The organism is Lentzea alba (assembly GCF_047445655.1).
GTDB lineage: Bacteria > Actinomycetota > Actinomycetes > Mycobacteriales > Pseudonocardiaceae > Lentzea > Lentzea alba_A.
Genome location: NZ_JAJAEG010000010.1, coordinates 108,383 through 122,924, shown reverse-complemented (window position 1 = coordinate 122,924; position 14,542 = coordinate 108,383). Strand labels below are relative to the sequence as shown.

Sequence of the window (14,542 nt, the reverse complement as noted above, 5' to 3'; positions counted from 1 at the left end):
TCGACACCGTTCGAATGCTCACAACGGTGCTGCTGCCCACCCTCGCCAAGGGCGTCACAGTCCGCCGACCGGGCGTGATGGCCGCGGCGGAGAAGCTCCAGTCCGACGGAACCGCGATCGACACGATGCGCAGCCTGCGCGACCGGTACGGGCCTGAACCGGTGCGGTTGCGGATCACCGGGCGCAGCGTCGCGGTGCTGGTCGACCCCGCGGACGTCGGCCGGTTGCTGGCCGGGTCGCCGGAGCCGTTCGCGCTGGCCACGAGGGAGAAGAAGGCCGCGCTGAAGCACTTCCAGCCGCACGGCGTGCTCGTGTCGGAAGGCCTCTCCCGCGAGCGCAGGCGTGAGATCAACGAACGCGCGCTGCGACCGGAGAACGCGCCCGTCGAGGCGATCGTGCGCGACGAGGCCGACCTCCTCACCCGGCACGTGATGAGCACGGGTGAGCTGACCTGGGACTCGTTCAACCAGGCGTGGTGGCGGGTCGTGCGCCGGATCGTTCTCGGTGACCACGCCCGCGCCGACGACCAGCTCACCGACGACCTGAAGGCGTTGCGGCAGAACGCGAACTGGGCCTTCCTTCATCCACGGCAGCGCGGCCTGCAGGCACGGTTCCAGCGCAGGCTCGACCGGCACCTGGACCGGAGGGAAGGCCTCGCCGCACAGCCGGGTGACCTGTCCGGTCAGGTGCCGCACTGGCTGTTCGCGTTCGACGCGGCGGGAGTCGTGACGATCCGGGCGTTGGCGATCGGCGCGCGCGGCACCCGCGGCGTCCTGGAGTCGGCGCGGCTGTGGCCCACGACACCGGTGATCCTGCGGGAGAGCACCGAACCGACCAGGTGGCACGGCACGTGGCTGCCGGCGGGCACGTCGTTCGTGGTGTTCACGCCGTTCTTCCACCGCGACCCCGACCGGCTGCCGTACGCCGACCGGTACGCGCCGGAGATCTGGGACCGGCCGCGGGACCCGGCGATCGTGCCGTTCAGCGGTGGTCCCGGCGTCTGCCCCGGCCGTGACCTGGTGCTGGCGACCGGCGCCGCGATGCTCGACGCGTTGAGCGAGCACCTGACGTTCCCCAAGCTCACCGCCCCGCTGCCGAAGACGCTGAACCACTTCGGGCTGCGCATGCCGACAGACCCCGCGGGTACTCGGGTGTCATGATGCGTGCCGTGGTGCTGAACTGCACCCTGAAGAAGTCGCCGGAACAGTCCAACACCGACCTGCTCGCCCAGGTGGTGATCGACGAGCTGACCAAGAAGGACGTCGAGGTCACCACCTACCGGCTGGCCGACCACGACATCCAGCCCGGCGTCACGACCGACCTCGGCCCCGGCGACGAGTGGCCGCTGATCCACGCCTCGTTGCTGCAGGCGGAGATCCTGGTGTTCGCCACGCCGACCTGGGTCGGGCACCCGTCCTCGCTCGCGCAACGGGCGCTGGAGCGGATGGACGCGATGATCTCCGAGACCGACGACGAGGACCGGCCGGTGGCCTACAACCGGGTCGCGGGCGTCGTGGTGACCGGAAACGAGGACGGCGCGCACCACGTGATCAGCGAGATCGCCGGCGGGCTGGGCGACATCGGCTACACGATCCCGGGTCAGGCCTGGACGTACTGGAACCGCGGACCGGGACCGGGACCGAGCTACAGCGACACCGGCGAGGGTCACGAGTGGTCGGAGAACACCGGCCGCACGATGGCGGCCAACCTGCACGCCGTGGCCCTGGCCTTGGCGGAGCGCCCGATCCCGGCCTGAGCCAGCGCGACCAGGGCCCCGATCAGCAGGCCGCCCAGGACGTCGGTCGGCCAGTGCACTCGGGTGCGCAACCGGCTGTAGGCGACGAGGAGGACCAGCGGCGTCACGAAGATCGCGGCGCCGCGGTCCTCCAGCGCGGTGGCGGTGCCGAACGCAGCCGCCGTCACCGCGTGCTTCGAGGGGAACGACGACGAGTCCGGATGTTCCGGCAGCGCGCGCCGGGCGGGCATGTTCGCGGCGTTCGGCCGGCGGCGGTGGACGACGAGGCTGACCAGGTGGCCGATCGGCATGGCGACGACCGCGGCGGTGAGCGCACGTTTCGCGGCTTTGCGCTTACCCGCCAACGCGAGCAGGCCGGCGACCGGCAACCACAGCAGGCCGCCCCGCGCGGTGAGGCTGGCGGCGATGATGATCGGGTTGGGTCTCTCGGTGGGCAACGCCTCACTGTCCTGCATGGACTCCTCGTCCAGCTCTTCCAGCTCGTCGTTCACAGCACCGGGCTCGCTTGCACGTCGCGGCCTTCGCCAATGCCCCGGATGAGGGCTTGGAGCGTTTCCTGCGCGTCGAACTGCGGTTTCCAGCCGAGTTCGTCTCGCGCTCGCGACGCGTCCAGCAGGGGCGACGTGAGTGCCAGGTCGACCCATCCCGGCGCGGTGGGTTGCAGCCTCAGTCGCCAGGTCACGTTCGCCAGCCCGCGCAACAGCCACGCCGGCACGGTGACGTGACGGCCGCCGAGCACCTCCGCCAGTGCGCGGGGAGTGATGACGGGCTCGGCGACGAGGTTCACCGGGCCGTGGAGCCGTTGTTCGAGGATGCGGGCCAACGCGTCCGCGACGTCGTCCGCGTGGACGAACTGCAGCACCAGGTCCTGCGGCAGCGGCAGGATCGGAATCCGGTGCCGGAACAGCACCCGAGGCACCAGCTTGCCGAGGAAGTAGTCGCGGATCTCGGTTCCGGCGTCGGCCTGCAGGATCAGCCCAGGGCGTGGCCGGGAGATCAGGAACCTGTCCTCGAACTGGTTGAGCATGTGCTCCACGGCCGCCTTGTGCCTGCTGTAGAACGACGTCTTCACGCCGTCGACCGGCCACGACTCGTGAACGCGATGGTCCTTGTGGGTCGGCGAGTACGCGCCGACTGACGACATGTGCACGAGGTGCGGCACGTTCGCGTCGGCGGCAGCGCTGAACACCCGCGCCGAGCCTGCCACGTTGGTCCGGTACATCAGGCGTTCGTCACGGGAGGGCTGGATCAGCCAGGCGAGGTGCACGACCGCGTCCGCCTTTTCGAACGCCAGGCTGAGCACCTCCTCCGCGCCCGGCTGGCCGATGTCGACCGGGGTCCAGTCGATGCCCGCGTAGGGCGGCGCGTCCCCCGGCGGGCGGCGGGAGATGCCGTGCACCTGGATGTCGGGCTCGGCCGCGAGCCTGCGGAGGAGCGCGGTGCCGACGTTGCCGCTCGCACCGGTGATGACGACCTTCACGGTTCCTGCCTTCCGGGCATGGCTCTTCCAGGGGTTTCGGCCTGCGCGGACGGGTACCCGGCAACCATGACCGCCATGCACGCCGTCGACGTCCACAGCCCGCGCGACGCAGAGCTCGTCGGATGGCTTCCCACGGCGACGGAGGACGAGGTGGCGGCGGCGCTGGCGACGGCCCGCTCGGCGGCGGCGACGTGGGCGGCGGTCTCCGCGGCGGACCGGGGAGCCGCGGTCCGGGCCGGTGCGGAGGCGTTGCGGGCGCGGGCGAGCGACCTGGCGACCGTGGTGGAGACCGAGACGGGCCGGCCGTTCGCGTCCGCTCGGGAAGCTGTGCTGGCCGGTGCGGCGACGCTGGCGCGGTACGCCGAGCTCGGTCCAGTCCATCGTGGACGGCCGCCGCTCGGCACCGACTTCACGGTGCCGTGCCCACGTGGTGTCGTGGTGGCGTTGACGCCGTGGAACGACCCGGTCGCGGTGGCGTGCAGGCTGCTCGGGGCGGCTTTGGTGACCGGCAACGTGGTGGTGCACAAGCCGAGCGAACGCTGCCCGCACACCGGGCTGCTGCTCGCCACCGTGCTGGCGCCGTGCTTCCCCGCCGGCGTGCTGCAGACGCTGGTCGGTGATGGAGATGTGGGCGGCGCACTTGTGCGTGCCGACGTCGATGTTGTCGCTCATGTTGGCAGCACCGCCACCGGGCGTGCGATCGCGCGGGTGTCGTCGGCGAAGCTGTTGCTGGAGAACGGGGGCAACGACCCGTTGCTCGTCGACGACGACGTGGACCCGTCGTGGGCGGCTTCGCAGGCTGCTCTGGGCGCGTTCACCAACGCGGGCCAGCTGTGCACCTCGGTCGAGCGGATCTACCTGCACAAGTCGATCGCCGCACCGTTCCTGGAAGCGTTGTGCCAGCGGGCACGCGAGTGGAACACCGATCCGCAGCCACTGGTCGACGTCCGGCACCGTTCGTTCGTGCACGCCCAGGTGGCCGACGCCGCCGCAGCGGGAGCACACGCACTGACCGGCGGCGAGATCCCGTCCGGTCGCGGCGCCTACTACCCGGCGACGGTGCTCGCCAACTGCATGCCGGCCATGCGGATCATGTGCGAGCAGACGCTCGGCCCGGTCGCGCCGGTGCAGCTCATGTCGTCGTTCGACGAGGGCCTGGCCGAAGCCTGCTCCGGCGAGCGCGGGCCGGCCGCCACGGTGCTGACGAGCTCGATGCAGCACGCGCAGCAGGCCTGGCGCGCTCTCCCGGTCAGCACGGTGAAGATCAATGCGGTGTTCGGCGGCGCGGGAGGTTCGGACCTGCTCGACGAGATGACCACGACCAAGGTGGTCCACCTCGGTCTTCCCAACGGGTCCTGATCAGCTGACCTCCACCCGCAGGATGCCGCCCCGGTGCACGAACGACTCCGGCAACCACGGCTGCGTGTGCTCGCGGCCGTTCCACCTGACGTTCTGCACGTAGATGTCCGGGGCGCCGGGCGCGAGGATCGTGATGTTGCGCTGGGCGATCCGAGCTTTGGGGAACATCGGGCTCGACACGTGAAGCTCGGCGCTGCTCGGGGTCCGCGGGTACAGGCCCAGCGCGGCGAAGACGTACCACGCGGACATCGTGCCCAGGTCGTCGTTGCCGGGCAGGCCCGCGGGTCCGGTGCGGTAGACCAGCCTCGCCATCGCCCGGACGGTCTCCTGGGTCTGGTGCGGGCGGCCGAGCTCGTTGTAGATCCACGGGGTGTGGATGCCGGGCTCGTTGGTCGGGTCGTACCTGAGCGGGTCGCCGCCGGTCGCCCACGAGCCGTCCGCGTGGTGGAAGAACGCGTCCAGCCTGCTGGCGGCGACGTCCTCGCCGCCCATTGCTTCGGCGAGTCCGGCGATGTCGTGCGGAACCATCCACGTGTAAGTGGCGCTGCTCCCCTGCGCGAAGCCCTGGTCCGATGCAGGGTTGAACGGGGCCACCCACGAGCCGTCGGCTTTGCGCGCCTGTTGGTAGCCGGTGGCGGGGTTGAACGTGTTGCGCCACCAACCCGCGCGCTTCCGCAGCTCCTCGGCGGGACGGGCCAAGCGCGTCGCCAGGTCCGCCAGTGCCTGGTCGGCGACGGCGTCTTCGAGTGTTTCGGCGGCACCGCCCCAGCAGTGGCAGGTGTCGTGCGGGGCGTAGTTGAGGCGCAGGTGCTCGGCGAGGTTCGGGCGCTGGCCCTCGCACTGACCGGGGCAGCCCTTGTCGGACAGGCCGTCCGGGTGCGGGACGGTGGCCTGGCGCAGCAACGAGTCGTACGCCGCCTTGACGTTGAAGTTCTTGGCGCCCATGGCGTACATGCCCGCGATCGCGGGGGCGGACGGGTCGCCGGTCATGACGTGCGTCGGGCCGTTGACGTGCACCCAGCGGTCCCAGACGCCGCCGTTCTGCAACGCCAGGTTGAGCAGTGATTGGGCGTAGTCACCGGCGACCTGGGGTTCGAGGAGAGCCAGGAGCTGGGTGTGGGCGCGGTACTGGTCCCAGCCGGAGAAGTTGCCGTACTGGGCTTTCTGACCTGGTGCGAGGCGGCGGACCTTGCGATCGCTGCCGAGGTAGGTGCCGTCCACGTCGCTCGCCACGTTCGGCTGCAGGAACGCGTGGTAGAGCGCGGTGTAGAAGATCTTCCGCTCGTCGGCCGTCCCGCCGTCGATCTCGACCGCGCGGAGCTGCTTCGCCCACGCCTTGCGCGCTTCCTTCGCGACGTCCTCGACGGTGGCGCGCTTCGGGATCTCCGCGGTGAGGTTGCGTTTCGCGGCCTCCGCGCTGGTGTAGGAGATGCCGATGCGGGTGGTCACCTCGGTGTCCGCAAAGGACACGTAGCCACCGGACCCCTTGCCGGCGCGGGCGCTTCCGGTCAGGTAGCCCTCACCGCCGTTCGCGGTCGTCGTGCCCGGCCTCAGCTGGCTGTTGACCCACGTGCCATAAGCGGTGATCGGGCGGTCGAACGACGCCGTGAAGTACAGGCGGTAGTAGGTCTTCTGGTTGTTCACTCCGCCGTTCGCGCGGCGGCCGCAGAACGCTCCGGTCAGCACCGAGCCGTGCACGCTGTTGGTCGCCGGGTCGATGGTGGTCTCGGCGTCCTCGCTGCCGTTGAGCGAGTTCGAGGTGCGGAAGAGCAGTGAGCCGGTGTTGTCAGCGGGAAACGCGAACTCGCCGATGCCGGCCCGGGTCGTCACGGACAGGTCCGCTTTCGCGCCGGACTTCAGGCCCACCCGGTAGCGACCGGGTTCGGCGATCTCGTCGGCGTGCGTGAAGTCGCTGGCGTAGACCTGGTCCTTCGTGTCCGCGGTCGGCGAGGTGGTGATCGCGCCGACGTGCGGCATGATCGGCACGTCACCGGCGGCACCCGGATGGCAGCCCGCGCCGTTGACGTGCGTGAGGCTGAAGCCCCGGACCCTCGTGGCGTCGTAGGCGTAACCGTTGGCGGCGCCCGTGTTCGTCTGGTCGCCTCGGGTCGACGTCGGGCTCCACGAGATCATCCCGAACGGCCGCACCGCGCCCGGATAGGTGTTGCCGCCGCCTGCCGAGCCGATCAACGGGTCGACGTATCGCGTGTCGTCCCTGGCCGCCGCGCTCGCGGGAGCCACCAGCGCGGCGGTGAGGACAGTTACCAGAACGACCGGGAGCGCTCTCACGTCCCGGGAACGTACCCGGTTTTCAGTAAACGCAGGGTGGCCGGTAGCGGTCGATCTTCAGACCCTGGAACTCCAGGTCGTTCGGCGTCTTGCCGACGAAGACCAGGCCACGGGCGTCGTCGAGCGCCTCGGCGAGGGGGTAGGCGGGCTTGCCGAGCTCGGGCAAAGTTGTCCAGTTGTCAGGGCTGAAGCTGAAGAACCTCGTCTTGAGCTTGCCGCTCGTTGACGGGATCTTCGTGGCCCACTTGTCGCCGCCGCTCCAGTGCGAGGCCGGCCGCAGCTGGACCCAGAGGTCGTCGGTGGCGCGGTAGGTCATCCAGAAGCCCTTCGACCTGGTCAGATCGGCCTGCGCCTCGAACTTGTTGCCGAGCCACAGCACCATGACGTGCCAGTCGTTGGCGAGAAACTTGATCTTCGCCGTGTAGTCGTGCCTGCCCTTGGGCACCAGGATGCTGCCGGTCGCGGGCTCGGTCGCACCCTCACCGCTGGCGAGCCACTGTTGCAGCCGGTCGATGGACGGGGTGGCGCACTCACGACCGTGCGAGGCGTCCGCGGTGGCCGTGGAGCCCATCAGGAACAGCAGCGCGTACGCGATCACCGCGACGCGGCCGTGCGTCGATTTCAAGCGCATCTCGTGGAAGGTAGCGGCAATTGGTTGAACCATTACTGGTTCACGGTTGACGGCTTTACCTGGACAGCGGATTGTGAGGCCGCCTCACCGCGGCTCACAGTGTGCGTCGTGCGCCCTGCCAGATGGCTTGGATTCATAGGTGTCGTAACGACTTTCTGCCTCCAGCTGACCACACCCGCCGGTGCCTCTCCCGACTGCCCGGCCACGATCGACGACCGGGCGTTCGCCTCCTCTTCGACGCTGCGGGACTGGAACGCGACCGTGGCCGGGTTCGGGGTCCGCGCCACCGGCAGTCCGGCCCACAAGCGGCTGATCTCCTGGCTGGAGCGCCGGGTCGACCGGTTGCCGGGCGTGTCCGTGCGCTCGGAGCACTTCCCGATCCACCGCTGGCAGCCCGGTCCTGGCTTCCTCGTGTCGGGTGGCGTCGTGCCGGTCGCTTCGGTGATCCCCTACTCCGAGCCCGGTCTGCGTTCCGGCACGTTGATCCATCTGCCCACCGGCACGCCGATCACCGCGGCCACCGCGCGCGGCAAGGTCGTGTTGCGCGACTTCCCCGCTGTCGACCGCGGCTACCTCGCCGAACCCGCGCTGCACCGCGACATGATCGACGCGGGCATCGCGGGGGCCGCCGGAGTTGTTGTCGTGCTTCCCTTCCCGCACTCGCAGATGCGCGGTTACTGGGACCCGCACACCGGCACGCATTACCGCGTGCCCGGCGTGTTCGTCGGCTCCGACGCTCGGTTGCAGGTCGGTACGCGCACGACGATCGGTGTTCTGGCGGGTCGCGCACCCGCCGTCACCCGCTCGTTGATCGCCACTTTGCCCGGCCTGAGCAGGGAACGGATCGTCATCGACACCAACACCGACGGCGTGGGATGGGTGCAGGAGAACGGAACCGTCGCGCTGCTGGCCCTCGCCGAGCACTTCGCACGGCTGCCGTTGCGCTGCCGGCCGCGCACCCTGGAGTTCGTCTTCGCGACCGGACACCTGCACCGGCCGGCGGAGGGCAGCGAGTTCCGGGCCCGCGCGCTCGACTCGGAGTACGACTCGGGCTCGGTGGCGTTCGCGTTCGTGCTGGAACACCTCGGCACGCGGGAGTTCCTGCCCAGCTCGGGTTCGTTGCAACCAACGGGTGCGGCGGAGTTCTCCGGCTGGTTCGCCGGTAGCCCGGTGCTCGCTCAGACGGCGGGTGCCGCGTTGGCCGGGCGTGCGGTGGATCGCACGTTCGTGTTGCCGGGCAGCGATGTTCCGGTGCCGGGCCGGGCGCCGCCGCAGTGCTCGTTCGGCGGGATCGGCACGCACTTCCACTCGCACCTGGTCCCGACCATGGCGATGATCTCCGGGCCGTGGACGCTGTGGGCGCCGGCATTCGGCGCTGAAGCCGTTGACCACGAACGGATGCGGCGTCAGGTGCTGGCGGCGGGTGACGCCGTGCTGGCTCTTGGCCCCGTGGCTCGGGAGGACATCGCCGGGCCGTACCTGGATCTGCGGCGGGCGCGGGCTTCCGGCGCTCCTACCTGTTCACACGAGCTGCCGCCGGAGTGGGCGCCTAGATCGTGATCCACGCCTGCACGGGCAGGTGGTCGGACGGGTACTGGCCGTCTCGCGCGTAGGTGTTGATCGCGGTTTTCTCGACTGTCACGCCTCTGGTCAGGATCCAGTCGATGCGCGGGCCGTTCGGGATCAGCGGGCCGTAGCCGTGGAACGTCCCGTACGCCGGTGTGGTTTGCGTTCCCGCGAGCCAGGAGTCGGTCAGTTTCGTGGTGAGGATGTCGTAGACGGGTGACGCGGTGGCGGCGGCGTTGAAGTCGCCGGTGACGATGACCGGCAGGGTCAGGGCGTCGAGGCGGCTGTGGACGAACTCGGCGCTGCGCATGCGTGAGTTCTCGGACTCGTGGTCGAAGTGGGTGTTGAGGACGACGAACTGCCTGCCGGTCTGGCGGTCGGCGAAGCGGATCCACGTGACCATGCGGATGACGTTGTTGCCCCACGACCGGGAACCCACGACGTTCGGGGTGGCGGAGAGCCAGTGGTGGTCGAACTCCAGCGGCTCCAGCCGCACGGTGTCGAAGAAGATCGCCATGAACTCGTCGTGGCTGCCGCCGGCTCGGCCGAGGCCGATCCAGTCGTAGTGGTCCGGCAGGTCGTGCTTGATGTCGAGCAGTTGCCCGTAGAGGCCCTCCTGCGTGCCGAGGATCGTCGGTAGTTCGTCGAGCAGGAGCTGGGCCATCACCGGTCTGCGGGCAGCCCACGAGTTCGGTTCGGCGGTCGAGGCGTAGCGCAGGTTGAACGACATGACGTGCATTGGTCCGAGCATGGCACAGGCCCGCCTGGGGTTCAGGCGGGCCTGCGTTCTACCTATGCCGGCGCGTAACCGGTGAGGCGGCTGGTGAACGTGCCGCGGCCTTGCGTCCGGCTGCGCAACCTCGTCACGTAGCCGAACATCTCCGCCACCGGCACGCTCGCCGTGATCACCGTCGCGCTGGCCCTGACCTCGGAGCCGAGGATCCGGCCCCGGCGCGCGGCCAGGTCACCGAGCACGCCGCCGACGTAGTCCTCCGGCACCGTCACGGTGACTTCCGCGACCGGTTCCAGCAACGTCATCGCCCCGGCCTTCAGCGCCTCGCGGAGGCCCATCCGGCCGGCCGTGCGAAACGCCATCTCCGACGAGTCCTTGACGTGCGTGGAACCGTCGGTCAGCGTCACCCGGACGCCCGTCACCGGGTGTCCGAGCGGCCCTTCGGCGAGCGCGTCCCGGCAGCCCTGTTCGACCGCGCGGACGAACTCCTGCGGCACCCGTCCGCCGGTGATCGCCGAGCGGAACTCGAACCCGGTCTCCAGCGGTTCGGTGTCGATGACGACGTGCGCGAACTGCCCCTGACCTCCGTCCTGCTTGACGTGCCGGTACACGAATCCCGTGACACCGCTGGCAACGGTCTCGCGGTAGGCCACCCGCGGGCGGCCCATCGTGATGTCGACGCGGTGGTTCTGCCGGGCCTTCTGCACCGCGACTTCGAGGTGCAGCTCGCCCTGCCCCGCCAGCACGGTCTGACCGGTCTCCGGGTCCGTGCTGACCTGCAACGACGGATCCTCGTCCGTGAGGTGTGCCAGCGCCTGGGCCAGCCTGCCGTTGTCGGCACTGGCCTTCGGCTCGACGGCCACCGAGACGACCGGATCGGCCGACACCGGCGGTTCGAGCAGCAGCGGAGCCGTTGGCGCACACAGGGTCGCCCCGGTCCGCGCCGTCTTCAGTCCGACGAGCGCCACGATGTCACCTGCCTGTGCGGTGTCGACCGGCGTGTGCCGATCGGCCTGCACCCGCAGAATCCTGCCGACGCGTTCGGTCCTGCCGGCAACGCTGACCGTCTCTCCTTTGTGGAGGGTGCCCGAGTAGACGCGGACGTAGGTCAGCCGGCCCGTGGCGGTGGCGTTCACCTTGAACACCAACGCCGCGAACGGCTCGTCCGGATCCGGGTGCCGCTCCTCGCCGTCGACGCCGCGCACCGGTGGAACGTCCACAGGGGACGGAAGGTACGCGACCACCGCGTCCAGCAACGGTTCGATGCCGATGTTGCGGTACGCCGAGCCGCACAGCACGACGGTTCCGGCGCCGTTGCTGGTGATCTCGCGCAACGCCGCCGTCAACGTTTCTGCTGACAACGTTCCGTTCTCAATGAACTCCTCCAATGCCTCCGAGTTCAGCTCCGCCACCGCCTCCTCGAGGATCCGGCGGCGCCTGGTCGCCTCCGGCGGCAGTTCCGGCTCGGAGTCGTCCCAGGTCAGCACACGCATGCCGACCAGATCGACAACGCCGACGAACCCGTCCTCGGTCCCGATCGGCAGCTGCACCACCAGTGGAACGGTGTGCAGCCTCGTTCGTATCGACTCGACCGCGGCGTCGAGATCCGCGCCCGCCCGGTCGAGCTTGTTGACGAACGCGATCCGCGGCACCCCGTGCCGATCGGCTTGCCGCCACACGGATTCGCTCTGCGGCTCGACGCCGGCGACCCCGTCGAACACCGCGACCGCCCCGTCGAGCACGCGCAGGGACCGCTCGACCTCGTCAGCGAAGTCGACGTGCCCAGGCGTGTCGATGAGGTTGATCCGGTGCCCGTCCCACGTGCAGCTGACGGCCGCGGCGAAGATCGTGATGCCGCGATCGCGCTCCTGCGGGTCGAAGTCCGTGACGGTGGTGCCGTCGTGGACCTCGCCGCGCTTGTAGGTGGTGCCGGTGGCGAACAGAACGCGTTCGGTGAGCGTGGTCTTGCCCGCGTCGACGTGGGCGAGGATGCCGATGTTGCGGACAGCGTTCAACGTGGTCGTGCGCATGGCTCAGTGCCTTTTCGTGGTGAAAGGTCTACGAGGTCAGCGCGATGAACCGACGAACCCGACTTCGGGGTTCGTCAGACACTCCGGTGCCCGGCGCGCAGCGGGCAGCCGGGGTGCGGAGACACGAGGATCACGTCGAAACGGGACGAGAGAACGACAACGGCGGTACGCACGGCCGGTCTCCTCTCGTCACTCGGTGATGTTGATCGTGGAGTGTAGACACACGAACGCTCACACGACAGCGGTTTGTCGACTCAGGAGTTCCTGGATCTCCCCCGCGACTGTTTCAACAACCGGCCACAGCTCGTTGTTCCCCAGCAGTTCGCGCAGCCCGCGGACCGCGTCCACCTCCTGCTGGTCGCGGAACACCTCGCCGAGCTCGAACGAGAGCTCCGGGTCCATCACGTCCCGGATCGCCCACTGCTGGAGCACCTGTCCTGGCGACAACTGTGCGAGCCGGTGGTAGAAGTCCACTCGCTTCAGCGGACGCCGCACTCCCACGTGCATGGCCGCGTCGCGCGCCCACCACTCGACGACCTTCTCCGCTTGCTCCCTCGACTCCCACTGCCTCGGCACACGCCGTTTCAGCTCCTTGGTGAGCTGGCGGTGCACGGCCGGCTGGTAGACCCCGCGGACCCGGAAGTTCGTCATGTGCACCCGAGGCATGATCATCTGGGACACCGGCCCAGGGCTGCCGCGGTGCCGGCCGACCACCACGAGGTCCTGCCCGCCGTCACCCCACTGCGGCGGCAACACCCACAGCTTCGTTCCGTGCGAGAAGTGCTTCAGATCGGTGGCGGCCACGTTCGCGACCACGCACCACCCCAGGAGTTCGTCCACCACCACAGTCTGGCGAGGAACATCACCACCACGCCCGCCGTTTACCGGACATGCGTCTGCGTTTGCTCGGTGACTCCCTCGCCGCGGGCGTCGGCAGCACACGCCGTGAGGACACTCTCGGCCCGCTGCTGGCCGCACGCCTCCGCGCGGCAGGGCACAAGGTCGACCTGCGGGTGCACGCCGTACCGGGCGCCCGCTCCGCCGACCTGCGCGCACAGGTGCAGGCCGCCATCGCGAGCGGCGTGGACCTCGCCGTGGTGGTGATCGGCGCGAACGACCTGACGAGGTTCGTCCCCGCGCACGTCGGTGCGCAGCAGCTGCACGACGCAGTTGCGGACCTGCGCCGCGCAGGTGCCGGCGTTGTCGTCAGCACCGCACCCGACCTGAGCGTTGTCGCGCACGTGCCTCCCGCGCTGAGGCACGTCGTGTCCGCGGTGAGCAGGGACTACGCCCTGGCGCAGCAGCAGGCCGCCATCCGGGCGGGCGCCGTGGTCGCCCACGTCGAGCAGGCCGTCACACCTCGGTTCGCCGCCGATCCGTCGCTCTTCGCCGCGGACCGCTTCCACCCGTCCGGCGCCGGGTACCGGGTGATCGCCGAGGCGCTCGCGCCCGCGGTCGAGGCGGTCCTGAGCGCCTGAGCGATTGCGATCACGGCCGGGGCGTCGTACTGTCCGCACTAAGTTCAAGCATTGAACGAACGAGGTGGATCATGAACGCGCCCACTCCGACGGACAAGTTCTCCTTCGGTCTCTGGACCGTCGGCTGGCAGGGTCGTGACCCGTTCGGCGAGGCCACGCGGCCCGAGCTGGACGTGGTCGAGGCGGTCAACCGGCTGGCTGAGCTGGGGGCGTACGGGTTGTCGTTCCACGACGACGACCTGTTCGGGTTCGCCGCCACCGATCGCGAGAAGCAGATCGGGCGGTTGCAGGGTGCGCTGCAGGAGACCGGGATGGTCGTCCCGATGGTCACGACGAACCTGTTCAGCCACCCGGTGTTCAAGGACGGCGGCTTCACCAGCAACGACCGCGGCGTGCGGCGGTTCGCGCTCAGGAAGGTGCTGCGCAACATCGAGCTGGCGGCCGAGCTCGGCGCGGAGACCTACGTGTTGTGGGGTGGGCGCGAGGGGTCGGAGTACGACACCGCGAAGGACGTGCGGGCGGCGCTCGACCGGTACCGCGAGGCGATGAACCTGCTCACGCAGTTCGTCACCGACAAAGGCTACGACCTGCGGTTCGCGATCGAGCCGAAGCCGAACGAGCCGCGCGGCGACATCCTGCTGCCGACGGTCGGGCACGCGCTGGCGTTCATCACGACGCTCGACAAGCCGGAGTTGGTCGGGCTCAACCCCGAGGTCGGGCACGAGCAGATGGCAGGCCTCAACTTCGTGCACGGGATCGCGCAGGCGTTGTGGCACGGCAAGCTCTTCCACATCGACCTCAACGGGCAGCGCAGCATCAAGTACGACCAGGACCTCGTGTTCGGGCACGGCGATCTGATGAACGCGTTCGCGCTCGTCGACCTGCTCGAAACTGCGGGCTACGAGGGGCCGCGGCACTTCGACTACAAGCCGTCGCGCACCGAGGACATCACCGGCGTGTGGGACTCGGCCAAGGCGAACATGCGGACGTACCTGCTGCTCAAGGAACGCGCTGCGGCCTTCAGGGCGGATCCCGAGGTGCAGGAGGCGCTCGCCACGGCCGGTGTGGCCGAGCTCGGGCAGCCGACGCTCAACGCCGGCGAGTCGTACGACGACCTGCTCAAGGACGACGGGTTCGACCCCGACCAGGCCGGTGAGCGCGGGTACGGGTTCGTGCGGCTCAACCAGCTCGCGCTCGAGCACCTCGCCGGGGCGCGCTGA

The 14,542-nt window shown here is 69.6% G+C and carries 13 protein-coding genes; 6 read left to right on the top strand and 7 right to left on the bottom strand.

Annotated elements, in window-relative coordinates:
- Window positions 1-26: 26 nt before the first annotated feature.
- Together LFM09_RS18215 and LFM09_RS18210 are read left to right on the top strand one after the other, a co-directional pair.
- Window positions 27-1,160 (top strand): cytochrome P450, encoded by a 1,134-nt coding sequence (locus LFM09_RS18215; RefSeq protein WP_414097659.1) that lies wholly within the window; start codon window positions 27-29, stop codon window positions 1,158-1,160.
- Window positions 1,157-1,756, top strand: a complete 600-nt coding sequence (locus LFM09_RS18210) for a flavodoxin family protein (RefSeq protein WP_414097658.1) — start codon at window positions 1,157-1,159, stop codon at window positions 1,754-1,756. The genes LFM09_RS18215 and LFM09_RS18210 overlap by 4 nt, the downstream gene beginning before the upstream one ends.
- On the opposite strand, the gene LFM09_RS18205 is transcribed toward LFM09_RS18210, so the two are convergent.
- Both LFM09_RS18205 and LFM09_RS18200 read right to left on the bottom strand, forming a co-directional pair.
- Window positions 1,666-2,247 carry a phosphatase PAP2 family protein gene (locus LFM09_RS18205; RefSeq protein ID WP_414097657.1) on the bottom strand — a complete coding sequence of 194 codons (582 nt, stop codon included), beginning with the start codon at window positions 2,245-2,247 and terminating at the stop codon, window positions 1,666-1,668. The two genes, LFM09_RS18210 and LFM09_RS18205, sit on opposite strands and share 91 nt — an antisense overlap.
- Entirely contained in the window at window positions 2,244-3,236 is a 993-nt protein-coding gene (locus LFM09_RS18200; protein WP_414097656.1) for an NAD-dependent epimerase/dehydratase family protein, read from the bottom strand. Before LFM09_RS18200 ends, LFM09_RS18205 begins: the two co-directional genes overlap by 4 nt.
- Before the next feature lie 66 nt (window positions 3,237-3,302).
- Between LFM09_RS18200 and LFM09_RS18195 the strand changes: the two genes are divergently transcribed.
- Window positions 3,303-4,595, top strand: coding sequence for an aldehyde dehydrogenase family protein (locus LFM09_RS18195; RefSeq protein WP_414097655.1), 1,293 nt, complete (start codon window positions 3,303-3,305; stop codon window positions 4,593-4,595).
- On the opposite strand, the gene LFM09_RS18190 is transcribed toward LFM09_RS18195, so the two are convergent.
- The gene (locus LFM09_RS18190) at window positions 4,596-6,884 is read right to left on the bottom strand and encodes a GH92 family glycosyl hydrolase (RefSeq protein WP_414097654.1); all 2,289 of its coding nucleotides are present in this window, start codon (window positions 6,882-6,884) and stop codon (window positions 4,596-4,598) included.
- A gap of 22 nt (window positions 6,885-6,906) precedes the next feature.
- The gene (locus LFM09_RS18185; protein ID WP_414097856.1) at window positions 6,907-7,455 is read right to left on the bottom strand and encodes a hypothetical protein; all 549 of its coding nucleotides are present in this window, start codon (window positions 7,453-7,455) and stop codon (window positions 6,907-6,909) included.
- 168 nt (window positions 7,456-7,623) lie between these two features.
- Between LFM09_RS18185 and LFM09_RS18180 the strand changes: the two genes are divergently transcribed.
- Window positions 7,624-9,075: a hypothetical protein gene (locus tag LFM09_RS18180; protein WP_414097653.1), complete on the top strand. Its 1,452-nt coding sequence runs from the start codon at window positions 7,624-7,626 to the stop codon at window positions 9,073-9,075.
- Here LFM09_RS18180 and LFM09_RS18175 read toward each other — a convergent pair.
- From LFM09_RS18175 to LFM09_RS18165, 3 genes are all read right to left on the bottom strand, one after another.
- The gene (locus tag LFM09_RS18175; protein ID WP_414097652.1) at window positions 9,065-9,820 is read right to left on the bottom strand and encodes an endonuclease/exonuclease/phosphatase family protein; all 756 of its coding nucleotides are present in this window, start codon (window positions 9,818-9,820) and stop codon (window positions 9,065-9,067) included. The two genes, LFM09_RS18180 and LFM09_RS18175, sit on opposite strands and share 11 nt — an antisense overlap.
- 53 nt (window positions 9,821-9,873) lie before the next feature.
- Entirely contained in the window at window positions 9,874-11,844 is a 1,971-nt protein-coding gene (gene fusA, locus LFM09_RS18170; RefSeq protein WP_414097651.1) for an elongation factor G, read from the bottom strand.
- A 231-nt stretch (window positions 11,845-12,075) separates the two neighbouring features.
- On the bottom strand, window positions 12,076-12,684 hold the full coding sequence (locus LFM09_RS18165; protein WP_414097650.1) for a hypothetical protein: 609 nt from the start codon (window positions 12,682-12,684) through the stop codon (window positions 12,076-12,078).
- A 50-nt stretch (window positions 12,685-12,734) separates the two neighbouring features.
- Here LFM09_RS18165 and LFM09_RS18160 point away from each other — a divergent pair, with 50 nt between their 5' ends.
- Window positions 12,735-13,322, top strand: a complete 588-nt coding sequence (locus tag LFM09_RS18160; protein ID WP_414097649.1) for an SGNH/GDSL hydrolase family protein — start codon at window positions 12,735-12,737, stop codon at window positions 13,320-13,322.
- A gap of 68 nt (window positions 13,323-13,390) precedes the next feature.
- Entirely contained in the window at window positions 13,391-14,542 is a 1,152-nt protein-coding gene (xylA, locus tag LFM09_RS18155; RefSeq protein ID WP_414097855.1) for a xylose isomerase, read from the top strand.

What these genes read in the sequence shown, in the direction of transcription:
- LFM09_RS18210 (WP_414097658.1), top strand. Translation starts at nt 1,157, where the DNA reads ATGATGCGTGCCGTGGTGCTGAACTGCACCCTGAAGAAGTCGCCGGAA.
- LFM09_RS18195 (WP_414097655.1), top strand. Translation starts at nt 3,303, where the DNA reads ATGACCGCCATGCACGCCGTCGACGTCCACAGCCCGCGCGACGCAGAG.
- LFM09_RS18185 (WP_414097856.1), bottom strand. Translation starts at nt 7,455, where the DNA reads ATGGGCTCCACGGCCACCGCGGACGCCTCGCACGGTCGTGAGTGCGCC.
- LFM09_RS18175 (WP_414097652.1), bottom strand. Translation starts at nt 9,820, where the DNA reads ATGCACGTCATGTCGTTCAACCTGCGCTACGCCTCGACCGCCGAACCG.
- fusA (WP_414097651.1), bottom strand. Translation starts at nt 11,844, where the DNA reads ATGCGCACGACCACGTTGAACGCTGTCCGCAACATCGGCATCCTCGCC.
- LFM09_RS18160 (WP_414097649.1), top strand. Translation starts at nt 12,735, where the DNA reads ATGCGTCTGCGTTTGCTCGGTGACTCCCTCGCCGCGGGCGTCGGCAGC.